Source organism: Bifidobacterium sp. 7101, assembly GCF_000499285.1.
In the GTDB taxonomy this organism is placed as follows: domain Bacteria; phylum Actinomycetota; class Actinomycetes; order Actinomycetales; family Bifidobacteriaceae; genus Bombiscardovia; species Bombiscardovia apis_A.
On the sequence record NZ_AWUN01000003.1, the window covers coordinates 80,857 to 104,128 of the forward strand.

The window sequence follows — 23,272 nt, forward strand, 5'->3', positions numbered from 1 at the left end:
TCAGACGGCCCTTGTCCTGAGCAGGATGCCGGTGGTCACATCGTCGGCACCGGGGCTGGTCCGTCCGTCCAGGTCTGCCAGAGTCCATGCCAGTCGCATGGTCCTGTCGGCCCCGCGCAGACTGATCCGTTGCTTGCGCAGGGCCTGATCCACGACCGAACGTGCCTTGGCTGAAGTGTTCTGACGCAGCCATTCGCCGCTGATCTGGGCGTTGCAGGTCCAGCCTTCCCTGTGAAAACGCTCATTTGCTGCCTGGCGGGCGCGGGTCACACGCTGACGGATCAGGGCGCTGCGCTGGCGTGGACGGTGGTCATCGAATCCCGGGTCGGTTACCGGAGGAACTGTGGTCTGTATGTCGATGCGGTCCATAATGGGGCCTGACAGCCTGTTCCAGTAGCGGAGGCGCTCGCGGGGCGTGCAGGTGCAGCGCTCGCCGGTTCCGTATCCGTATCCGCAGGGGCAGGGGTTGGCGGCCATGACCAGCTGGAAACGAGCCGGGAAGGTGGTGCTGCCCTTGGCCCGGGATAGGAAGATTCGCCCGATCTCCAGAGGCTCACGCAGGGATTGGATCACTCTTGGTGAGAATTCCGGAGCCTCATCCATGAAGAGGACACCACGATGGGCGCGGGTGATGGCGCCAGGCGTGGCCAGTCCTGCACCGCCCCCGACCATGGCCGCCATGGAGATCGTATGATGAGGGGCCTCGAATGGTGGCACATCGGTGATCCCATACTGGCTCAGCGTGCCGCACAGGGATCGGATGGAGGCCACTTCCAGCTGTTGGACAGCATCCAGAGCGGGCATGATGCTGGGAAGCCGTTCCGCCAGCATGCTCTTACCGGCCCCCGGTGGACCGACCATGAGCATGTGATGACCGCCGGCCGCGGCCACCATCATGGCCCACTTGGTCTCTTCCTGGCCTATCACGTCAGCCATGTCCGGCTTGGGTGGAGCTGGGTCGGAATTGGCGGGGGGATTGGCTTCATGACCTGAGTTCATGTGGTGCACGCTCGCTACGGGTGTCGATTTGTCAGAGTCTTGGCGAGTGTCTGCTTCGGGGATGGCGATCCTGCTTCGCCCACCCAAGGCCTGGATGAGCTGGCCCAGGTGGCGCAGTCCCACGACCTCGATATCGGGAACCAGACGGGCCTCGTCAAGGTTGTCTGCAGGGACGAAAGCCCGTGTGATCCCCTGGGCTCTGGCTTGCGTCAGAATGGGCAGCAGACCATTGATGGGCAGAATCGTGCCGTCCAGGTTGAGTTCACCCAGGATGACCGTATGGTCCAGCCCTTCCGTTGGCAATGCTCCGCCGGCTTCCAGAACACTGGTCGCAATGGCCAGATCATGTGAGGAGCCATGCTTGGGTTTTGAAGCAGGAGACATGTTGACGGTGACCCTGGTCTGCGGCCACCGGAATCCGCAGGCCGAGCAGGCGGATTTGACCCGTTCTCGTGACTCCGACAAGGAGGCATCCGGCAGGCCGATGATGGAGAAGTAGGGCAGACCCGGGGAGATGAAGGACTGCACGTGGATAAGAAAGGCCTTGAGGCCTATCAATCCCACGGATTCAGCGGATCCAAGACGCATCAGAAAGCCTCCCTGGTGTGCCTGAGGAAGACTGATCCCGGATTCCAACCACCCCTGCTCGAATGGTTGGATCCTCTGGCGGCCTTGGCGGAAGTCTGGCAGGAAGCCGGGGGATAGGCGCCCTCGGAATGCGTGCTTCTGCCAGGGTCGGATTTGACTGACAGGCTGATGACATCGAAACGTGTGCCACGATGCCGTGCGCTGGGATCTCGGTCATGGCTGATCAGCCATCGGACTGCCGCGCGACGAAGGTGGGTCTGCTTGCGCGGGCCGACGGCCTGCTCTGGGGATCCGAACCGACCGGTGCGTCTGGTTTTGACCTCTACGAAGACCAGAGTCGCCTCGGGATCCAGAGCGATGATGTCCAGCTCGCCGAACCGGCTTCGCCAATTCCGAGCCAGGATTTTCCAGTTTCGTTGTCGCAGCCACTGGCAGGCGTAGTCTTCGCCCAATCGTCCCAGTTCTCGGCTGTTTATGCCACTGGCTCTGATCTGTCGTTCAATACCTGCCATCTCCATGTCGGAAGATTCATGGTTGTTCCTGCCTAACCTGGTTCTCCTAGGTTGCGTGGTTTCTGGATTGTCGACGGACCTTATGGAATCGGGCAGAGCGCTTACGGGTCGCGCGACCAATGGGTCTGTGGTCATAACGTCGAGGCCAGCTCTGTCGCCCCTATAGCGGGGAACTGTGCGGAGATTACTTGGTCTAGTCAGTGCTTGTGTGTCCATGTTTCTAGGAGACCACCGAAAGGAAATCGGTGACTAGTCAAACCAGGCATGTGGTCGAATGAACCTGCGCACCCACGAAAGTGGATGAACTAGTGGATTTACGATGCTTACGCTGTATCGATTGCACTCATCTCGGTATCAGACAGAGGCGGCAGAGGCAAGAAGGACCGAAACAGAAAGCAAGGTAGGCAGAAACCAAGCAAAGCGGGACTAAGTCGAGCGGAACTTAGGAAACAGAATCCATGGAAATAAAAACGAGTGATACCAGGTAAAGCAAATGAACAAGGGGAGCGGGGCAATAGGCAGGCAAAAGAACCAGAAGCAAAGAGATAACAGAGGCCGGAAGACATCGCCGGCGGATTCGCTGGCAACGCCTTCCGGCCTGCTCTGGTCAACTGATCTTTATGACTGATTGATTACCTTGTCAGCCGAGTATTTGTCTAAAAGGAATACAGCGATTGAGGTGGTCTGGGTTCCATTTGTCCACTCTTGTCTTCCGCTCTTGACAAATACCCAGACTCTCAGGTGGTTTTCACCGGCCTCGGGCTCACTTCTCCGGCACCAGAGCGGTCATCTGTCCCAGGTCCAGCTCGAAGCTGACCCCGCGCTGCTGATAGTCGGGCTGGTTGCGTGTGTGCTGCATGGCCGAGCGGACGAATTCGCCGGCGATCCGGGCGGCATCGGCCAGACATCGTCCTGCAAAGAGCGCCCCGCAGAGGCTGGATGCAAAGGCATCGCCGGTTCCGTGGATCATGAAGGGCAGCTTGTCATGGACCAACTCGGTGCGCTCGCTGACTCCGCCATGATCTGCCGAGGCCACGAAGTTGCGCAGCTTGCCGTCCTTCCGGTCGATGCCCTTGATGATGACGTTTTTCGCACCCATGTCCAGCAGACGGCCCAGACGCTCACCAACCTGGGCATCGTCAAGGTCCTGGCCTTCGTAGTCGATGCCGGTCAGCAGGCTGACCTCGGTCAAGTTGGGCATGAGCAGGTCGGCCCCATCGACCAGATTCGTCACGGCCCGGCACATTTCCTCGGTGTAGGTGGGATACATGGATCCGCCGTCGCCCATGACCGGGTCGACCAGCCGCAGGGCCTTGGGGTATTCCCGATACATGCGCTGAATGATGTCGACCTGCTCGGCGCTACCCAGGAATCCGCTGTAGATCCCATCCAGTTCGACGCCCTCCTTCTGCCAGGCATCCAGGTATCCCGGCAGCATATCGGTGGTGTCGTGGAAGGTGTAGTCCTTGAACATGGTGTGCGCGCTGAACAGGGCTGTGGGCACCGGGCAAACGTCGCATCCGGCTGCTGAAAGGATGGGGATTGCGGCCGTCAGCGAGCACTTGCCATACCCACACATGTCATGCACAGCGGCGACTCGGGGAATGTACTTGCTGTCGCGCTGGTAGAGCCTGTTCTGATCGTCCGACTGTCCGGCCATCTTTTGAACTCCTTCATGCCTGCTGAGGCTGTTCGCATCGGAGCCTTCTCCGTTGCTTATTCGACTCTACAGCGGAGGGGTTAAACGGGTACCTCCGCGTGTGCAATGTTGAGATGAAAAAGGCCTGTTTTCAACCTTTTGGAAGCTGTTATAAAAAAGGACGATACCGAAAAGTCCTTTCCGGCTTGAACAGGTGGGCTTGGGCCGCTTATGGTCACATTCAAGAACTTAGAAGATGACGCACGTCACCAACAGATAGGAATCGACATGACCGACCAGAACCCGCACAAGTACCATTTCGAGACGCTTCAGCTCCACGTGGGCCAGGAGCAGGCCGACCCCGCCACTGATTCCCGGGCCGTGCCCATCTACGCCACCACCAGCTACGTCTTCCACGACTTCGACCACGCCGAGGCCCGGTTCGCGCTGAAGGACCCGGGCAACATCTACGGCCGTCTGACCAACTCCACCCAGGGGGTTTTCGAGGATAGGATCGCCGCCTTGGAGAACGGCACTGCCGGTTTGGCCGTGGCCTCGGGAGCCGCTGCCGTGGAGTATGCATTCCGCAACATCACCCAGACCGGGGATCATATCGTATCCTCCAAGAACATCTATGGGGGCACCTTCAACCTCCTCAAGCACACCCTGCCCCGCGATGGTGTCGAGACCACCTTCGTGGATCCTTCGGACCCGTCCAACTTTGAGTCGGCCATCCAGGACAACACCAAGCTGGTCTTCTTCGAGACCTTCGGCAACCCCAATGCGGACCTGCCCGACTTCGAGGCCATCTCCAAGATCGCTCATGACCACAACCTGCCGGTGATTGTCGACAACACTTTCGCCACTCCTTACCTGTTCCGGCCGCTGGAGCACGGGGCTGACATCGTCGTGGAATCGGCCACCAAGTTCATCGGCGGCCATGGCACCACCCTGGGCGGGGTCGTCGTGGAAGGCGGCAAGTTCGACTGGGCGGCAGTGCCCGGCAAGTTCCCAACCTTGACCGAACCCGACCCCAGCTACCACGGTCTGCGCTTCTACCAGGATCTGGGCGCTGCGGCCTTCGTCACCCGTATCCGCGCCATCCTCCTGCGCGACACCGGCGCCGTCATCTCGCCCTTTGCAGCCTTCCTCCTCCTGCAAGGGACCGAAACGCTCTCGCTGAGGGTTGAGCGCCACGTTGAGAACGCCCTGAAGGTAGTGGACTACCTGCAGACCGTGCCGGAGGTCGCGTCGGTCAGCCACCCGGCCATCGAGGGGCGCCCCGACCACGAGCTCTACAAGCGCTACTTCCCGAACGGTGCCGGCTCCATCTTCACCTTCGACCTGAAGGGCGGCAAGGATGCGGCCAGGGTCTTCATCAACAACCTGCATCTCTTCTCCCTCCTGGCCAATGTGGCTGATGTGAAGTCCCTGGCCATCCATCCGGCATCGACCACCCACTCCCAGGAGACGCCGGAGGAGCTGGAGGATCAGGCCATCCATCCAGGTACCATCAGGCTCTCCATTGGCACGGAGAACATCGAGGATATTCTGGATGACCTCAAGGGTGCCTTCCAGGCATTGAAGGAGTCCGGTTTGGCCAAGTAGCCGGCAATCATACTTCCTTCTTGGTGCCGTATATGCGTGATATATGACCAAGAAGGCGAGCAAGCAGAAGGCGCCCATCGAAACCTCATTACGTTTCGATGGGCGCCTTTTGTATATGCCCTCTCCTCACCTCTCTCCAGTGGCAGACAGCACCTGACATGCGAAGCGGAAATACTGTGGTGGGTAAGATGGGGGCATGAAACATGGAGCAAAGACGAGGTCGTCTTCTGATTCGTCGTCCGGTGCGGGGAAACCGAGGCAGATCGCTCAGGTGGCCATCAAGGCCAAGGGATTGACCAAGGACTATGGGAGTGGGGAGAACCTGGTCCATGCCTTGCGGGGCGTAGACGTCGAATTTGAGCGGGGCAGGTTCACGGTCATCATGGGTCCCTCCGGGTCGGGCAAATCCACCCTCATGCATACCCTGGCTGGCTTGGACACCGCTACCTCCGGACATGTCTACCTGAACGGGGCCGATGCTGCCGGGGTGAAGGGCAAGCGGGTCCACCGTCAAGGAGGGCTGAGGGGAGTGGTCGACCTGACCAAGCTCAACGACAATCAGCTGACCCTCTTGAGGCGCCAGAGCCTGGGCTTTATTTTCCAGAGCTTCAACCTCCTGCCCATGTTTACGGCCAAGCAGAATATCCTCATGCCTCTGATACTGGATGGGGCCAAGCCAGACACAGCTTGGCTGGAGGTTCTGGCCAAGACCCTGGGCCTGGAGGAGAGGCTGGACCATCGGCCCAGTGAGCTATCGGGTGGCCAGCAGCAGCGTGTGGCCATCGCCAGGGCCCTCATCACCAAGCCTTCGATTGTCTTTGCTGACGAGCCTACGGGAAACCTGGACACGGCCTCTTCGACCGAGGTGCTCAGCTTCCTTCGGGATTCGGTCCGCGAGCTGGGGCAGACCATCATCATGGTCACGCATGATGTCTTTGCGGCCTCATTCGCCGACCGGGCTTTGGTATTTGCGGATGGGCGGATCGTGGCAGACCAGGACAGACCCACTGTGGATTCCATGAACTCCCTGCTCTCCGAGGGAGTCATGGCCTCCGCAGCTACAGCTGGCTCAGCTGCTCATCGCTGAGGTTGATGCTTATGTGGTTCGTCGCCAGAAAAATGATGCGGCATGACCTGGGCATGATGGTTCCCGCCGGCATCGCCATTGTCGTCGGGACACTGTTTATTGCCATGACCTTCCTCTTCGGCAACACCATGGACGTTTCCATGCGGCGGATGGTCTCATCCGATGCGGCCCAGGCCAACTACGCCATCATCCCCGCGGAGGGCAGCCATCCCGATCAGAAAAGGGTGAAGGACTTCAAAACCGAGGAACTGGCAAAAGTCCCAGGCGTTCACGCAGTCAGATCAGACACCCAGCTTATGGCGGATGTCCGCGCCGGCAAGATCAAAAGCGAGAGCGTGATTGCCATTCCTATGGCGGGTTCATCGCTGATGCCGGTCGGACTTGCCAAGGGATCCTGGCCCAGTGCCGACGACCAAGTGGTCCTACCCGGGCCGACTGTGTCCAGGCTCAGGCTCTCCCTAGGTGACAGGGTGAATCTGAATCTGTCGCCTAACATGCTGTATATTTCCGAGGATCTTGGGTCGAAAAATCAGGCCAGTGCCGACCAGGTGGCGGGCAGGTTCATATCGATGCCCTTGACCTTGTCGGGCGTAAGTTCGAACCAAGGCAACGAGGGCGGCGAGTTTGGCGAGTCGGGCGGTGCAATCGTGCTGACCCCCAAGACCATAGATGCCTTTATGGCTACAGCAGGCCTTGGCGACATGGGTAATCTGTATGCCCAAAATGCATACTTGAATGTTGCCGGGCAGGGCAGCGACCTCGATGGGACTCTGGCCTCTCTGCGCAAGCTCATGCCTTCGGGCTATTCCCTTGAGGACCGTCACACTATGGAGGACCGACTGGTCAAGACCGCGCTCGGCGGTTCCCAAAACCCCGTGACCACCTTCCTTCTGGTCTTTGGCACACTGGCCATGTTCGTGGCTGCCACCGTCATCGCCAACACCTTCCAGGTCATGGTCGCACGGCAACGTCGCTATTTGGCCCTCCTGAGGACGATAGGCGCCAATAAGAACCAGGTCAGGGCCAGCGTCCTGATGCGTTCCATTATCCTGGGTGCTGTGGCATCCCTGATCGGTGTTGGTGCCGCCATCGGCATTATGGCTATTCTTGGTGTAGCCAAGGTTCATACGAATTCCCTCTACTTCCAATTGAAGCTGACCCCGGCAGTCTTCCTGGTGCCCCTCGTTTTCGGCATCGTCGTTACGGTCCTGGCCTCCCTGGGCTCCTCATGGGCCGCCACCAGAGTCAGTCCTTTGGAGGCTCTGAGGCCTGCCGATCTTCTGGAGAACAAGCAGACGAGCAGGATGCGTCTGTTTATCAGCGTGGTCATGATTCTGCTGGGCATCACCATGACGGTCTGGTCCCTCTGGCAGGTCAGGCTCAGTGCCACGGCAGACAAGGCCAGCAAGACATCCGGAGACGGGCCGAACATTGTTGCTGCCATGGCTGTCATCGGCATTGTTCTTACCTTCCTGGGCATTTTGTTCAGTGCCAATCGTTGGATTCCTTTCATGCTCAAGGGAGTCGGGTCCCTGGTTTCGCGGATCGGGCCCTCGTCCACAATCGCTGTGGCTAACATCGCACGGAATCATTCCCGTGTGGCGGCTACGGGTACCGCCCTTCTAATCGGCGTGACACTGGTCGCCACCCTGGCCACGGGCGCCGCCAGTGCCAAGCAGACCATGGCCAACATGTTGGACGAGCACTACTCCGTCGATCTGCAGATCAGCGCCGATGGCCTGGATGACAAGGCTCTGAATGCCATTCGTCGAATCGACGGGGTCGCTCAGGCCGAGCTGGTGCCCCAGTATGCTGCCATGGTCAAATCAGGCGGCGAGAACGGTGCGGGAATGACTATTTTCGCCCTTGACTCGCAGAAGATCGATCGTCTTCTGAACGCCAAGGTCGGCAAGGATCTTTCCGGACAGGATGCCCTTTTGCTTCCAGAAAGCCTCATGGACAAACAGAAGGATTTTCATGACGGAGGGAATCTGGGGCTCAATATTCTCAACCCGATTCAAGGAGATGCTCATGGGGGATCCGCATCGGTGGCTCAAAGACTCTTCGTGACCAGTGTCTATGCGCCCTTCCAGGGGATTGATGCCAGTAATTTCTATGGTCTGACTGACTCATCCTCGCTAAATGGCGTTCAGCCTCAGACCGTGCAGATCTGGGCCAAGGTCGATGGTTCACCAACAGTCCCGACATTCATCGACAAGGTAAAAGACGCGCTTTCTGGTTATTCGGCTGTTACCGTCAAGGGTGGGTTGGCTGAAAAGCAGCAGTGGGATCGGACCATCGACAGCCTGCTCATGATCATCCTGGCTCTCTTGGCGGTGGCGGTGGCCATCGCCCTGATTGGCGTGGCCAATACGCTTTCCCTCTCGGTGCTGGAACGCCGACGGGAGTCCGCCACCCTGCGGGCCATCGGGATGACCCGGAAGCAGATCAGGATGTCCCTGGCTGTGGAGTCAGGGTTGATAGCTCTAGTGTCGTCCTTGTCTGGCATGGTCCTGGGCCTGCTCTTCGGATGGGCTGCAGCCTATGAGATCTTTTCCTCTCTGGGTACGGTGGCTTTCCCCATTCCTTGGACCATAGGCATAGTGATTCTGCTGGTGGCGCTCGTAGCCGCGATCTTGGCAAGCGTCCTGCCTGCAAGACGCGTCAACCGGACTCCACCGGTCGTGGCTCTAGCAGAGGAATGACGGCAAGCCAACCTTCACCCAGGCGCATCTTGGTTGAAGCCGGGAATGAATGACTCATTCTGCCGGGTGATGGTTTCCTTGATGCTGCTTAGGTGTTCCTGTAGTCATTCATGGGAATCCAGGCAACTGTTTCACTCCCTTGGTCCGAAGGTTGCATGTCTTGTGACTCGTGTCTTTTGTGTTGAGCAAGACGCTTGACGTGATTTGCTCCATCTCCGCAAATGTCCATCCCCGCCGCCCCGCGTTGGTTTGGATGGTGTCAGCCTAACAGGAGGAGTTCTTCATCGCACTCATCCGTAAGGATGATTATCTTCATCGCTCCCAGGGAGCATATCGCGGCAGCTAATAGCCGCATAGGGTCGGAAGCTGACGGGAGAAAGGCTTCCTCGCGGATAAGGAGCACCATGCAGAACAAAGCGGATACTTCGTCTTCACAAGGGTTAATCGACAGAGCAGGTCCAGGCGTCGTGGGACAGCCGGCCGTCAGCGCCAGGCAGCTGACCAAGGATTATGGGCAAGGATCGAACGCCGTCCATGCCCTGCGTGGAATCGACGTGAATTTCGAGCGTGGCCGGTTCACTGCCATCATGGGTCCTTCAGGTTCGGGCAAGTCAACGCTCATGCACGTTCTGGCTGGTCTGGATACTGTCACCTCAGGCCATGTCTATATAGCCGCTGATCTTCTGCATTCGAAGAGCGGAGATCGTCACCATCCATCGATTGATCAGGCCGGCCGAGTCGACCTGACACGAATGGACGACCGTCAGCTGACCCTTATCAGGAGACGGCATCTGGGATTCATCTTCCAGAGCTTCAACCTATTGCCCATGTTCACTGCCAAACAGAACATCCTCATGCCGCTGGTACTGGACGACGTTCGGCCCGACACCTCATGGATGGAGCAGCTGGTAGAGACTCTGGGATTGTCGGAGAGGCTGGACCATCGGCCCAGCGAGCTCTCGGGTGGCCAGCAGCAGCGAGTGGCCATCGCCAGGGCCCTCATCACCAAGCCTTCGATCGTCTTTGCGGACGAGCCTACGGGAAACCTGGACACGGCTTCCTCGACCGAGGTGCTCGGCTTCCTTCGGGATTCGGTCCGCGAGCTGGGGCAGACCGTCATCATGGTCACGCATGATGCCTATGCCGCATCCTACGCCGATCGTGCGCTGGTCTTTGCCGACGGACGGATAGTCGCGGACCGACAGAATCCGACAGTGAAGGCCATGAATGACCTTCTGGCTGAACAAGTGTCGGCTGGCACTGCTGGCGATTCCCAGGTACGGGACTAGGGGGTGCACTGTGTGGCGGATAACCCGTACGATGATGAAGCGCGATGCACGTATGATGATGCCGGCTGGTCTGGCCATCGTTATCGGCACCCTCTTTATGTGCCTGACGCTCCTTTTTGGCAACGTGGCGAAAGCCTCCATGCGTCGCGAGATCAGCGTGGATGCTGGTCAAGCCAACTATGTTGTGGCCTCCAGAGAGGATCAGGACAAGCCAATCCTGTTCGACGAGTTTGACGGCAAAGGACTGTCGAACTTGCAGGGGGTTCGTGGTCTGCGCCCTGATGTCAGCCTCTTGGTGGATACGGAAGCGAACGGTCAATCCAGCAAAGAAATTCTGGCCATTGCGGGTGCCAGGCAGGAACTCATGCCTGTTGATCTGGTCCGGGGGCAATGGCCGGATTCAGATGATCAGGTTGTGCTGCCGCATCCCGTCTCCGACAGGCTCCAGGCGGGCCTGGGTGATAAGGTGCGCCTCCATCTGTCCACCTCGATGCTGCCAGGTAGTGATAGCGATAGTGCTCAGGATTCTGCAAGCAAAGAACGCCTTGTTGACCAAGGAACCGTGGACTTGACCATCTCAGGCATCAGCAAGAGCCGTGGTCGACAGTACGATGCCTTCGGTGGAGCTGTGGTGCTGAGGGATTCTCGGATTGAGTGTCTGCTGAGTATGGCGGGAATAGTTGGACCGGAGTCTCCTCCTGTGAATAATGTCTATCTGCAGGTTGATGGCCAAGGCAAGGAGCTTCAGAAGGCTCTGCAAAATATCAGGCGATACGTTCCCAAGGGATACCAGCTGGAGGATCGTCGTACCATGGAGGACAGGCTGCTCAGAGAGCAGACCGGCGATGGTGTGGACATCACAACTCTTTTCCTCATGACTTTTGGTTTGCTGGCCATGGTGGTGGCTGCCTTGGTGATTGCCAACACCTTCCAGATCATGGTGGCCAGACAGCGCAGGTATCTGGCCCTGCTGAGGATCATTGGTGCTGATCGACGGCAAATCAGGGTAGGCGTGCTGCAGCAGGCCCTGCTTCTTGGTGTCATATCGTCCCTGATCGGCATCCTGCTGGCCATGGGTTTGATGGGCCTTGCCGGTTGCCTTGGTCTGCATTCGGGCACCATGAAGTTTGAACTCCTGCTTACACCCGCCTCCCTCCTGGTTCCGTTTGTGCTCGGTGTTTTGGCAACCCTGGTGGCTGCCTTTGGATCTAGTCATAGGGCTATCAGAGTCAGACCGCTTGAAGCCCTGCAGCCAATGGATTATCAGGAGCAGGGCAGCAGGAATCGGACCGGTTTACGAATCAGTATCCTGCTGGCTGTCATTGGTCTGGCGTTGGTGACCTGGTCATCTTGGCGCGTAGGGGAGTTAGTCCGGACAAACTCTGGCGATACAGTCCAGACCAGTAATCAGCAGGAACGATTGCTGGGTCTCGCAGTATTGGGTGTTTTGCTGATCTTTCTGAGTGCGCTGATAGGGGCTCGGCGATGGATTCCGGCTCTTCTGCGTTGTTTGGGTAAACCTGTGTCCAAGATTGGACCATCTTGCAGGGTCGGAGTGGCGAATATCGCTCGAAATCCCTCACGAGTCGCTGCCACAGGTGTTGCTCTGCTGATTGGCGTGACTCTGGTCTCAACTCTGGCTACGGGTGCGGTAACCGCTAAACGTACTTTGTTCAAGGATATTGATCAGCGTTATTCCGTGGATATTGAAATATCTGGTCAGGGGCTGAACAAGAGAAATGTGCGGGCCATTGAGCGTATCGAAGGTGTTGCAGATGCAGAGCTGGTGCAGCGATTCAATGCCAAGGTCGAGTCAGGAGGCCCCTCACAAGCTTCCATGACTGTCTATGCCTTGGATGCTTCACGGATCAGGCGAGTGCTTCATGCCGATCTGGGCCCAGGTATGCAAAGGTCGGATGCATTGTTGGTGTCGACCAGAACGATTTCCAAGCATTCCGGTTACCGGGATGGAAGTCGGCTGAAGTTGTCGATAGCTGATCCTCAGGCGGACGATGAACGTGAAAAGGAGGCAGATGCAAGAAGAACATTGACTGGGGTCTTTGCCGGATTCGGCGGGCTGGATACCAGTGGCGTCTATGCAATCACGGACTCCCGGAATGTCGCCGGGATTGACACCAAGACGCATGAAATCTGGATTAGGACCCAGGGAGATCGCGATACCGCACTGCTCTTGGATGACATACGTCAGGCTGTAGGAGAGCATGACGATATGGCTATGAGCGGAGGGCTGACGCAAATGAGGACATGGAGCGAAAGAATCGATTCCTTGTTGGCGATCATGGTGGCATTGCTGGGCGTTGCTGTGATTATCGCCCTGATAGGGGTTTCCAACACTTTGATGATGTCGGTGCTGGAACGCCGTCGTGAGACTGCCACGCTCAGGGCAATCGGCATGAGCAGCGTCCAGGTTCGTCGATCCTTGGGAGTCGAGGCCTGCATGATAGCCCTGGGAGCCAGTCTGGCTGGAATCGTTCTAGGAACGCTTTTCGGATGGATAGGAGCCTACCAGGTCTTTGTGCCCTTAGGGTCCGTGACTTTCACCGTGCCATGGTCGGCTTTTGTGCTGATACTGCCAGTGGCCTTGCTGGCTGCTGTGGCAGCCAGTGTGCTGCCAGCCAGGGAGGCAGTCAAGGTTTCACCCATTGAGGCGCTTAGTGACGATTGATGCTGTATGACGTCCAGGTTCATACCAGATGGTTTTCGTAGGCGAAGACCACCGCCTGGACGCGGTCGCGGGCATTGATTTTCTGGAGAATGTGAGTGACGTGAGTTTTCACCGTGGGCAGTGAGATCCCCAGATTGTCGGCTATCTCCTGGTTGCTCAGACCTTGGGCTATGTGAATCAGGACCTGCAGCTCGCGATCGGTGAGCAGGTCCGCTTCGGGATCGCGATAGGTCGATCCCGATGTCATGGCCCCGGTCTCAGGCACGTCATGGGCCATGTGTTCGATCAGGCGTTTTGTAGCCGAAGGAGCGATGATCGCATTGCCCCGGTGAACTGTACGGATGGAGGACAGGAGGGTTTCAGGCTCGGTATCCTTGAGCAGGAATCCTGATGCACCGGCTTTTATAGCAGCCATGACGTATTCGTCAAGATCGAAGGTTGTCAGCACAATGACCCTGGACTCCGGACGGTCAGGTGACAAGGCAGTGATTCGGCGGGTGGCTGTCAAACCATCCACGCCGGGCATGCGTACATCCATGAGGATTACATCGGGCCGCAGGCGTGAGGCCAGATCCACTGCTTGTTCGCCGTCTGCGCCTTGGCCGACCACGGTCATGTCATCCTGGGAGCCGATGACCATGGCAAAACCGGCCCGGACCAGATTCTGGTCATCCACGATGGCAACGCTGATGGGTTTGGTCCGTTCCATGATTGCCTGCTTCTTTCCGTTAGATGGTAGCCAGCGCTACCATTCGATTTTATCTGAGTTGAGTGTTGCCAGGAATTACGGCTGGTTTCGATTTGTGGCTAAGGCAATCGCTGTAAGTTTTGCCCGAACATCCGTTGCCGGAGTAACTGTCAAATAACAAAACGACTTACCCTGGTCATTGATTCCTGGGGCAGGTTAATGTTCGGATGCATGATTCGTGGGGTGCTTGATTCTTTGGTTGTGCTGATTACCTGCTGTGCTCATTAGTGCTCATTATCAAGAATGCTCATGCCTGGTGTCCGGTTGGACATGCGTCGGTTTCTTGTCCCGTTGCGAGTGTTGCGAAGGGTTGTCAACCTGATCGTCAAGATCTACTGGCAGGGGTTTGGCTGGGTGAAGAGCCGTCATAGGTGGGGTTTTGTGGGTGGATTCAGCCTTGTGGCTCCCATCTGAATTAAAACTCTTGTTCGGGTCATAGATGGTCTCGGTGTCTGAATGCGGATCGGTGCTGGAGCTGTGACGCAGGACTGTTAGCAGTTGCCGCATTCGAGCCAGGGCCTCGCGTCCTTGGCTTGCAATGTCGCCGAAGGCTTGCGCTATCTGTTCCGGGGGAGGGTCCACTCCCTTGACTTGATAATCGTTCAACACGCCGATGGCTTTAGTGGCGGCTGCAATGACTGTATTTAGTGTGTCAGCTACTTCTATCTGCATGGTGGCGCCGATAAGTTCCCGCTCCTGATTGGCGGCCAGAGCCTGGCTTTCCTGCAGGGTCTGGCTTAGCGCGCGCTCGCGTTCCTGCTGCAGAAGAAGGACCGAACCACGAGTGCGTTGGTGCGACGCAATCAGAATGGTCAGCAGACAGATCAAGGCCGGCGCGGCCATCACTGTGAAATGCGTTAAATTGGATGCAGAAAAAGGTGATTCTGCTGGTCGTTCTGTAATGTATGACAGAACGGTGGGACACCCTTGGTTATTGGCCACACATCTGGCAGCCCATAAAACCACATCCGTGATGACCGCGAATGGAACCCATCGCCTGGTGGTGTCTTTACCATAAACCACTGCCGAATAGATGGCGATGGGGGAACAGATCGCAGCCTCTGGCAGCCATGGCGAGAAGAGCAGCAGCAGGGCGGCAGCTGCAGCCACTAGGGCGGCGCAAATGCCGGGACGGACTCTGCGCACAATCAGAGGCAAAGTGATACCTAGCGTAGCGATGATCCTTACTGGTCGGCCCGGGTCATATTGGGGCGTGACAGGTGCTATAGAAAGAGCTTGACCTGGATTCCCTACCAACACAAGTCCGATTACCAAACCCAGGTCGGCCGTCAATGGATGGCGTTGAAACCAAATGAAGAGTTTCGAGACAATCGAGCGCAAGGACCACTGAGCTTGTCGATTTGCGTATATTCCCATTTCGGGGTCAGATTGTGGCGGTGCGACAAAAGGAATCCATACCTGAAGGTGGTAACCGCCATCTGGTTTGGGGCCAGCTTGAAGGTTGCCTCCCAGAGATGTCAGTCGTTCCTGCATCCCCAAAAGTCCGAAGCCTGAATGCTCAGGTTGTTCCATCTGCGTCTGAGAATCTGAAATAGTAGTGGCAAGGTCAAGCGGGTAGTCGTCAATAGTCAGGCTCAAACCGTCCGTGAGCCACTGCTCTTCAATCAGCACGTGTGAAGCAGGAGCGGCATGCTTGCGAACATTGGTCAATGCTTCTTGCAGGACCCTATAAGCAGTTATGGCGCGGCTGCGATCCAACCTTTGTGGTTGGGGTCGGCCTTCGACGTGCCGGCTGAATTGGGATTCTGGCTGAGTGAGTCGAGCCGCATCTATCAGGTCTGTCCATGATCCGTAGCTGGTCGGTGGGTTGCTTGAAGAGGTGGCAGCCGAGGGCCAAGTATGTGCATTGTCGGCCGTATCAACATTGGCCTTGACAGTGTCAACAGTTGGAGTCTCTTTAATTGTGGGAGGATGACCGCTGGCTTGTCTTGGTTGAGCACCTTCTGCATCAACTGAATTGCGATCATGCGCGTTCGCAAATTGATGAGTAATGCTCGTTTGGGTAGCTGCTTGAGATCGGTCAAGTATTCTTGGGGAAGACGGGTGTTGACCTGGAGGGAAATCCGTTGTTTTTTGGCTGTTTTCGGCCACCGGGTTGGTTGGAGCCCTGAGTTTGCCGAAGAGCGAGCTCAGCTCACGTAGGGCGCGACGGCCCTCTTGATCAATGGTGCGCATGGTCTTGAGGGCCAGGTTGGCATCGGCAGTGGCAGCATATCTGCCGGCATCTGCCTGTACGATAACAATGGACAGTGTGTGTGCGACGACATCGTGCATATCACGGGCCATACGGGCCCGCTCAGCGCTTGCAGACAGGGCCGCGCTTTGTTCTGCCTGCAGGGCCAAGGCGTGGTTGCGTTGCCGGGCCTCGTCAAGGGCATCCCGCCTGGTCTGCGCCCAGTAGGACGCAATGATGGCGACGAGCAGCAGAAGCCCATCGAACAGAAAGTTCAATAGGAAGTTAATCGTCAGATCTCTCAATGAGCCCGGCGACATGAAGGTGCGGTCCTGCCGTGTCCTGCCTGGAGGCAGAAACCCCGAATTGACCAACGTGAAGGCCAGGCAGGCCAAGGACACCATGACCCAGGCCAAGATCAGGTAGAGTCGACGCAGGGATGGGCGTCCGTAGAGCAGACAGGAATAGACCATTATCAGGCAGACTGCATCAGCTAGCATGATGGCAGGCCCCAACAGGAGCTGAGCCAGAGCCACAGCGATGAAGAGCCCGGCTGCCAGGTCGGGGAATCGGCGACGGATAATGACAGGCGCTATGATCAGGATCGTCCAGATCAGGATTTGGATTTTCTGCGAGGGAATCAGGGCTCCATCTATTGGAACGGAGGCGGAGGTGGGGCCGCTCACTAGTAGAAGTAGAAGGATGGCCAAGAGAGTGTCAGTCAGCAGCGTTCGACCGTTGGACCTGGTGATCGGCCGCTGCGCTGTTTGACTGACTGTGTTCATGGAACCAACAATATTCGTGGGTGATGGGAGGCGCTATCAGTCCGAGGGATGATGTGGTCAAATGTGGTCTCTGGCTATCGCAAGGTGGATGAGCCAGAGCAGTCACAATCGGGGGTGGGCGCTTGATGATTGGTCGAAGAATTGTGGCTTTGCAGATGTGGTTACTGATCATCGGTTTAGCCACCTCGAGGGGCTTAATGCCGTTCCCTCACTCAAATACCAGTCAGGCCGACTCCCCGTCGTGCATTCCACAACGGTTCGTCGGCCTGACAAAGCCGGGGGAGACCGGTCCACTTGCCTAATCGTTGGACCCTGACCAATGGACCTTGGTCATAAGATCCCGGTGGACTGATCCCGATGGCTCGACCTTATGGTCCGCCCCCGAGCGCCCGGTCTCAGGAGAAACGCAGCCGAATCTGCTCGGCTGTGCCGTAGGAGGCCTGCGCCCCCTGCCCGGTGGCGGCGTAGGCGGAGACGTAGGAGGCCAGCTGGGCGGCCTGCACCAGGGTCATGTCGGAGGCCAGGCCGGCCAGCACGGTGCCCATGAAGGCGTCCCCGCAGCCGGTGGTGTCCACGGCGTCCACATGCACGGCGTGAATTCGGTAGGTCTGGCCCTGGTCCAGCACCATGGATCCTTCGCCGCCCAGGGTGACGATGGCCCGGTGGAAGCCGAAGTCCTGCATGGTCTGGTTGATCCGGTCCCAGTCGGCCCCCAGCCAGTCGCCATCCTCGGGCTCGTCGATGCCCAGCAGCTGGGCCATCTCATGCTCGTTGACCAGGATCAGGTCCGAGTTGGCGATCAGGTCGGCGGGCAGGTCGGCGCGGAAGGGGGAGTCGTTGAGCAGCACGGTCATGCCGGCCTCGTGGCCCATGCGCGCCGCCTCGGTGACCGTCTCGATGGGGCTCTCCAGGCACAGTCCCAGCACCTTGGCCGAGGTCAGGGCCTGGCGTGAGCGATGGGCGTAGTCCACATCCACCTTGCCGTTGGAGCCGGGGGAGTAGACGATGGTGTTCTCGCCGCGCGCATCTACGGTGATGACTGTGGTTCCGCTGGCTCCCGGCACGGTCATCACGTGGGAGACGTCCACCCCGGCGTTGCCCAGCTGCCCCAGCAGGAAGTCGGCGTTGGAGTCGGATCCGACGGCTCCGAAGAGCCTGACCTGGGCGCCGATGCGGGCCGCAGTCGCCGCCTGGTTGGCCGACTTGCCCCCGGGCAGCACCTGCAGGGGACCTCCGTTGATGGTCTCGCCGGGCTTAGGCAGCCGGTCGGTGTTGACGGTGTAGTCCGCATTCATGGACCCGACCACCGAGATGGATCCCGTGATGGTATCCAGTCCCTTGAGCACCTGGTCGGGTTCTGCCGCCATATCTTGAATCATGTTTCTCCGTTCCTTGATGAGCTTGTCCGCCTTGATGATCACGCTGTGACAGGTTCAGGGATCCTGGCCGGTGTGCGCGGGCGGGCGACCCACCGAGGCGCAGTGGCGGTAGCTGGTCTGCAGCCGGACCGACCGCACGGGCGAACCTGCCATCAGAGCCAGGAGCATGTCCACGCAGCGGGTCCCCATGGTGTCGATCTGCTGGGAGATGGTCGATACGGCCGGGGTCAGGATGCGGAAGACGGGCAGGTCGTCGAAGGTGATCATGGACAGGTCCTCGCCGATGCCGATTCCTCGGGACTGGGCCGTTTTGATGGCGCGTATGGCATCCAGGGAGGATCCGAAGAGCACGCCGGTGATGCCCTGCCGGGCCCAGAGGTCGATCATGTCGGGGTCGAAGGTGCCTGGCTCTACCTGGTCGGCCAGGGGGTCGTCCATGCCCTCGATGCCTGCCAGCAGGTCCCGGTAGACGTTCAGGCGTTCGCGGAAGGTGGCCGATTCCTTGAGGGGCCCGGGCACCAGGGTGATGCGTCGGTGGTCCTGGGCGTGCAGATCCTCAAGGGCCTGCCTCAGGCCGGGCTCGGGGTCGGCGTCCACGCAGGGGATGGCACGCCCGTCGCGTCCGGCGGCGCCCTCGGCGGCACGGTCCACGCAGACCAGGGGCAGTCCGCGTCTGGTCAGCTCCTCCAGGGTGTGTGAGGAACGTGGCCCGGGCACGATGATGGCTCCATCGATGTGTTGGCCCAGCAGGTTGCGCACCTGGGCCCGGTCCTCGCCGGGGTCGCCCTGGGTGGAGGTGCAGATCAGGGTCTGGAAGCCGTGGTTGAGCAGCTGCCCCTGGATCAGGTAGGCCAGGTCTGCGAAGTAGGAGTTGCGGATGTCGGGGATGAGCAGACCGATGGTGCGCGAGTGGGCTGAGTGCATGGACCGGGCCCGGGAGTCCGGCACATAGTGCAGGTCGTGGATGACCTGGTTGATGCGCTGTCGTGTGGCGGGGGAGATGCGCCCGGAGTCGTTGAGGGCTCGGGAGACCGTCGATACGGAGACTCCGGCCCGTTGGGCCACATCCCTGATCGTCGCGTACGCCATCATGGCCTTTCGTCGAAGTGGTCGGCCGCCGGGCCGGACTGCCGACCTCGGCGGTTGCCTGACCGCCGCCATGGGCAGGCGAACGGTTCTGACAGCCTTCAGTTATATCAGTGCGGTAACGATACCGCAACTTTCACAGCATGGCCCGTCGAGGCTTGGCTATGAGTGAAGGCGGGCGCGGCTGAATGCTCGGGGATGAAGCTGCTGTTTACGCGATTATTTTGAGATTGGGAGGTCGACAGCAGCCGGGCTGGCTGGGATCTATATATCCGTGGCCGGCTTGGCCATGTTTCCTTCTCTCCTAGGCGGAGGTGGGGGCGTGCATGCCTGCCCTCGGCTCCTGTCTGCAGAAGTGTGGTGGGGGCGCGGGAGGGAGTGTCGGCTCTCTTGGGGTTTGAGCCTTAAATGACACGTTTCCTCCCTGCTCCCCCTAAATGGGCCGGGGCGGGGGGATTGATACGCCGCCCGGCCGCTCTTACTCATGCGAAGCGTGAAGCAGCTGGTGTTGTTCTCTCCGGTGGCGGCGTGATGCCAGGACACCGCCCGTGCCGGTCATGCCGGTGGCCAGGGCGAGCAGGATGCCTTCCCCGCCTGCCTTGGGGAGCACGCCTGCTGGCAGGTACGTGTACCTGAGGGAGGTGTCCGGCGTTTGGGGTGCGCCGCCCAGCGTGTAGTCCACGCTGACCGTGACCGTGCCCGGCTGGTGTGCAGGCGTGAGCACGCTGACGCTGCTTCCATCACCGCTTTTCAGGTTCGTGCCGGGGCTGGTGTCAAATATGACACCCGTGATAATCCGCTGCAGGTTGAACACCACCGGTACAGGAACAGGACTATAGCTGCCTGTGGGGATGCTGTCGTTGCCGAGTTCTCCATAGTTGTTGTATCCCCAGGCGTAGGCGTTGCCGTCGCTGCCCACGGCCAGCGAATGAGAGCCTTTGGCGCTCACCTGCACGGCTTTCAGTCCTTTGCTCGTGTCGGTGGGGCTGGCGGGGTCATGCACGCGCACAGGAACGGAGGAGTTGTAGCTGCTGTTGTCGCCGAGCTGGCCATTGCCGTTGTACCCACAGGCATAGGCGTATCCGTTGCTGCCCACGGCCAGCGAATAATGTAACCCGGCGCTGACTTGTGTGGCTTTCAGCCCTTTACTCGTGTCGGTGGGGCTGGCGGGGTCGCGTACACGCACAGGAACAGGATTTACGGTGGAGCCTCTGGTGTTGTTGCCGAGCTGGCCAAATAAGTTGCATCCCCAGGCGTAGGCGTATCCGTTGCTGCCTAATGCCAGCGAATGATCGCCTCCGGCACTGACCTGCACGTAAGTGAAGTCCGCAGGCGCCCCCACCGTGACTGGCGTAGTCCGGTTGGTGGTTGTCCCGTCGCCGAGTTGGCCTTGCGCGTTGTATCCCCAGGCGTAGGCATTGCCGTCACTACCCACAGCCAGGGAATGACTACTTCCGGCGCTGACCTGCAAGTAGGTGAAGTCCGCGGGCGTGCCTTCAAGCTTCCGCACCTTGACCGGCGTATACTGCCTGGTACTCGTTCCGTCGCCGAGCTGGCCATAGTTGTTGTTCCCCCAGGCGTAGGCGTATCCGTCGTTGCCTATGGCCAGCGAATGATCGTATCCGGCGCTGACCTGCAGGTAGGTGAAGTCCGCGTGCGCGTCTGCAGGCTTGCTCACTTTGACTGGCGTAGTCCGGTTGGTGGTTGTCCCGTCGCCGAGTTGGCCTTGCGCGTTGTATCCCCAGGCGTAGGCATTGCCGTCACTACCCACAGCCAGGGAATGCCGGTATCCGGCGCTGACCTGCAAGTAGGTGAAGTCCGTCGGCAAGTCCGGATACGTCTTGCGATCAGGCGTCCTCACCATGACTGGCGTACTCCGGGTGGTTCTTGTCCCGTCGCCGAGTTGGCCATAGCTGTTGTTTCCCCATGCGTAGGCGTTCCCGTCGCTGCCCACAGCCAAAGAAAAACCATAGCTGGAATCTTTCCCTCCACTAACCTGGCTGAACCTGATGTTCCTGCTGGTGTCTGGCGGTGTGATGATGGTGGATTCCCAGCCCAGTTGGCTGCCCTGGTCGGGGCTGATGCTCCATGTGCTGTTCCGGCTTTCGGTCCAATTAGCGGTCAGGGTGAGGTCCTTGGTGACTGGCTTGCTGAAATCGTAGGCGACCTGCCCGATAAACCATCCGTCGAACTGGAAGCCTTTGCGCGCAGGATCGGTGGAGGGCCGCTTCACCCTGCTGTTTAAAGTGGAAAAATGCTGGTCTTCTGGTTCTGGGCTGCCACCGCCCGTGTCGAAGCGGACCGTAAATGTGGATCTTGGTTCGACATCTCGTGTCAGCGGCTGGTCGACCGTGTACTTCAGGCTCCTGGTGAAGGGCTGGTTGTCTTGTTTGCCGGCGATGAGGATGGTGGCTAGTCCCGGCTTGCGAGCGGGTATGTCCGTCTGCCAGGAGTCTTCTTTTTTGTTGAATCTGAGCGGCTTGCTGTCCATGCTGGCTGTTTCCAGTATGGGCGCTGTGGCGGTGTCGAGTCTGGCTGGCTTGCCGGACTGACCCTGCTCGTCTATGCTCCACATGAATATGCCGCCCTGCCTGCTGATGGCGGTGATCCTGCTGCCGGTGCTGGCGGCCTGCATGTACTGCTGACTCCCGTCGTCCACGCGCTTGGGCGCTTCGCCGGGCTTCCAAGCCCAGACGCGGCCGTCCTTGCAGGTTATCGTGGCCTGGTCCTTGTTGGTGGAGATTGAGTTGGCTTTCATGTCTTCCGACAGTTCGACGGCTGCTGAATCGGTTGTGTTGTCGGTCAAATACCGGACGTGTCCGTCCGCGTCCTGGAGGAGGAACCCCTGGTTGAGGGCTTGGGCTTGGACGGTGCGCATGCCCGGGGCCTGCCTGACGCGTTCGGGTTTGACTTTGCCGGTCTTGCTTGCGTCCCAGGTCCAGGCCTGTCCATCTGCGTCCACGATGAGAGCCTGGCTGTCGGATGCTGTGGCGGTGACGGCCTGTACTTTTCCGGGCAGGCTGGCCGTGGCTAGCTTTGTGAATTTCGGGTTCAGATCCTGGCTGTCGGCATTATTGACCCGGTAGGCGTGGATTCGTCCCTGCTGGTCCACGGCCAGGAGCCGATTATCGTTCATGCTGATGCTGGTGAACCTGGTATTCTGATTGGAGTTGATAATCGTGGGCGCCGCTTGTCCGCTGGCCCATGTGTAGATGTGCTGGTCAGATCCCAGAGCGGCATGCCATCGGCTGTCAGCTACGGCCTGCAGATAATGTAACCCGCCGGATGTCTGGGCGGGGAAAGGCATCTGTTTGGGTGTGCCGTCTTGCGTCCAGGTGCGGATGCGGCCGTCACCGGTCAGGCCGACAGCCTGGTCTCCCGCGGCCTGGAGGCTGACGTGGTATGGCTCCTGCCTATTGGGCGGGCTGATGGTCAGCCGCGCACCGGTAGCGGGCCCGTGGTCCGGGCTCAGTGTCCAGTCCGTTATCTTCGACCATTGTGCTTTCAAGGCCATGTCCTGGAGGACGGGGGTCTGGAAGTCAAAGGGCTGCCCGTCATGAGCCCACCCGTCGAACCGGAAGCCGGGACGTTGAGGATTGTGTTGCGGGGGGTGGCGAGAGTGCCGGTTTTCACGGTTGACTGTGTGGGTTTGGTTCCGTCGGCCGGGTCGAAGCACACTATGTGCGTGGCTTGATCATCCGTCTTCTCTGCTGATTTAGCCGGCGAGGAGTCTACGCTGTTCGGATTGCCTGTCGTCAATGACGGGATGCCAGGGCTTGGCGTTGCGGAACTCAATGGTGTGGTGGTTTGTATTGGCGATGGTGAGGAATGTGGAGTATCTGATGCGCTGCCGGGGAGAATGGCGGGGGTTTGCTCAGCTATTGAGGGGGTTTGACCCGACCCCCCCCCCCCGCTAAACACAGGAGCGTCCGCGTTGGCGGACGCGACGCCAAGGCCTGCCAGCAGG

The 23,272-nt window shown here is 59.1% G+C and carries 13 protein-coding genes; 5 read left to right on the forward strand and 8 right to left on the reverse strand.

The genetic code is table 11. The annotated features are described in order from the left end of the window. From P272_RS0105035 to P272_RS0105045, 3 genes are all read right to left on the reverse strand, one after another. Complete coding sequence (locus tag P272_RS0105035; protein WP_029678457.1) at positions 1-1,587, reverse strand: YifB family Mg chelatase-like AAA ATPase; 1,587 nt, start codon at positions 1,585-1,587, stop codon at positions 1-3. Further along, positions 1,587-2,099: a YraN family protein gene (locus P272_RS0105040; RefSeq protein ID WP_081709068.1), complete on the reverse strand. Its 513-nt coding sequence runs from the start codon at positions 2,097-2,099 to the stop codon at positions 1,587-1,589. The genes P272_RS0105035 and P272_RS0105040 overlap by 1 nt, the downstream gene beginning before the upstream one ends. 763 nt (positions 2,100-2,862) lie before the next feature. Then, entirely contained in the window at positions 2,863-3,759 is an 897-nt protein-coding gene (locus tag P272_RS0105045; protein ID WP_029678459.1) for a pyridoxamine kinase, read from the reverse strand. A gap of 267 nt (positions 3,760-4,026) precedes the next feature. Between P272_RS0105045 and P272_RS0105050 the strand changes: the two genes are divergently transcribed. The 5 genes from P272_RS0105050 (at position 4,027) to P272_RS0105075 (ending at position 13,113) form a co-directional block, all read left to right on the forward strand. After that, the gene (locus P272_RS0105050; protein WP_029678460.1) at positions 4,027-5,346 is read left to right on the forward strand and encodes an O-acetylhomoserine aminocarboxypropyltransferase/cysteine synthase family protein; all 1,320 of its coding nucleotides are present in this window, start codon (positions 4,027-4,029) and stop codon (positions 5,344-5,346) included. Between the two features lie 196 nt (positions 5,347-5,542). Continuing rightward, positions 5,543-6,433, forward strand: coding sequence for an ABC transporter ATP-binding protein (locus P272_RS0105055; RefSeq protein ID WP_253269673.1), 891 nt, complete (start codon positions 5,543-5,545; stop codon positions 6,431-6,433). A gap of 11 nt (positions 6,434-6,444) precedes the next feature. Beyond that, positions 6,445-9,138 carry an ABC transporter permease gene (locus P272_RS0105060; RefSeq protein WP_172636714.1) on the forward strand — a complete coding sequence of 898 codons (2,694 nt, stop codon included), beginning with the start codon at positions 6,445-6,447 and terminating at the stop codon, positions 9,136-9,138. 404 nt (positions 9,139-9,542) lie between these two features. Continuing rightward, positions 9,543-10,427: an ABC transporter ATP-binding protein gene (locus P272_RS0105070; protein ID WP_155805012.1), complete on the forward strand. Its 885-nt coding sequence runs from the start codon at positions 9,543-9,545 to the stop codon at positions 10,425-10,427. Positions 10,428-10,458: 31 nt separating this feature from the next. Further along, positions 10,459-13,113, forward strand: coding sequence for an ABC transporter permease (locus P272_RS0105075; RefSeq protein ID WP_172636715.1), 2,655 nt, complete (start codon positions 10,459-10,461; stop codon positions 13,111-13,113). 19 nt (positions 13,114-13,132) lie between these two features. Here the strand turns inward: P272_RS0105075 and P272_RS0105080 are convergent, their stop codons facing one another. The 5 genes from P272_RS0105080 to P272_RS08895 form a co-directional block, all read right to left on the reverse strand. Next, a complete protein-coding gene (locus tag P272_RS0105080) occupies positions 13,133-13,822 on the reverse strand; it encodes a response regulator (protein ID WP_029678465.1) in 690 nt (229 codons plus the stop codon). A 276-nt stretch (positions 13,823-14,098) separates the two neighbouring features. Continuing rightward, positions 14,099-16,840 (reverse strand): DUF7134 domain-containing protein, encoded by a 2,742-nt coding sequence (locus P272_RS0105085; RefSeq protein ID WP_029678466.1) that lies wholly within the window; start codon positions 16,838-16,840, stop codon positions 14,099-14,101. 395 nt (positions 16,841-17,235) lie between these two features. After that, positions 17,236-18,219 carry a ribokinase gene (locus tag P272_RS0105090; RefSeq protein ID WP_155805013.1) on the reverse strand — a complete coding sequence of 328 codons (984 nt, stop codon included), beginning with the start codon at positions 18,217-18,219 and terminating at the stop codon, positions 17,236-17,238. A gap of 54 nt (positions 18,220-18,273) precedes the next feature. Next, positions 18,274-19,308: a LacI family DNA-binding transcriptional regulator gene (locus P272_RS0105095; protein ID WP_029678468.1), complete on the reverse strand. Its 1,035-nt coding sequence runs from the start codon at positions 19,306-19,308 to the stop codon at positions 18,274-18,276. Between the two features lie 475 nt (positions 19,309-19,783). Next, entirely contained in the window at positions 19,784-22,819 is a 3,036-nt protein-coding gene (locus P272_RS08895) for an RCC1 domain-containing protein (RefSeq protein WP_052323205.1), read from the reverse strand. Between the last annotated feature and the right edge of the window lie 453 nt (positions 22,820-23,272).

Coding starts and splice junctions, on each gene's coding strand:
- P272_RS0105050 (WP_029678460.1), top strand. CDS start 4,027: ATGACCGACCAGAACCCGCACAAGTACCATTTCGAGACGCTTCAGCTC.
- P272_RS0105090 (WP_155805013.1), bottom strand. CDS start 18,219: ATGATTCAAGATATGGCGGCAGAACCCGACCAGGTGCTCAAGGGACTG.
- P272_RS0105070 (WP_155805012.1), top strand. CDS start 9,543: ATGCAGAACAAAGCGGATACTTCGTCTTCACAAGGGTTAATCGACAGA.
- P272_RS0105060 (WP_172636714.1), top strand. CDS start 6,445: ATGTGGTTCGTCGCCAGAAAAATGATGCGGCATGACCTGGGCATGATG.
- P272_RS0105040 (WP_081709068.1), bottom strand. CDS start 2,099: ATGGCAGGTATTGAACGACAGATCAGAGCCAGTGGCATAAACAGCCGA.
- P272_RS0105095 (WP_029678468.1), bottom strand. CDS start 19,308: ATGGCGTACGCGACGATCAGGGATGTGGCCCAACGGGCCGGAGTCTCC.
- P272_RS08895 (WP_052323205.1), bottom strand. CDS start 22,819: ATGGCCTTGAAAGCACAATGGTCGAAGATAACGGACTGGACACTGAGC.
- P272_RS0105075 (WP_172636715.1), top strand. CDS start 10,459: ATGATGAAGCGCGATGCACGTATGATGATGCCGGCTGGTCTGGCCATC.
- P272_RS0105045 (WP_029678459.1), bottom strand. CDS start 3,759: ATGGCCGGACAGTCGGACGATCAGAACAGGCTCTACCAGCGCGACAGC.
- P272_RS0105035 (WP_029678457.1), bottom strand. CDS start 1,587: ATGCGTCTTGGATCCGCTGAATCCGTGGGATTGATAGGCCTCAAGGCC.
- P272_RS0105085 (WP_029678466.1), bottom strand. CDS start 16,840: ATGAACACAGTCAGTCAAACAGCGCAGCGGCCGATCACCAGGTCCAAC.
- P272_RS0105055 (WP_253269673.1), top strand. CDS start 5,543: ATGAAACATGGAGCAAAGACGAGGTCGTCTTCTGATTCGTCGTCCGGT.
- P272_RS0105080 (WP_029678465.1), bottom strand. CDS start 13,822: ATGGAACGGACCAAACCCATCAGCGTTGCCATCGTGGATGACCAGAAT.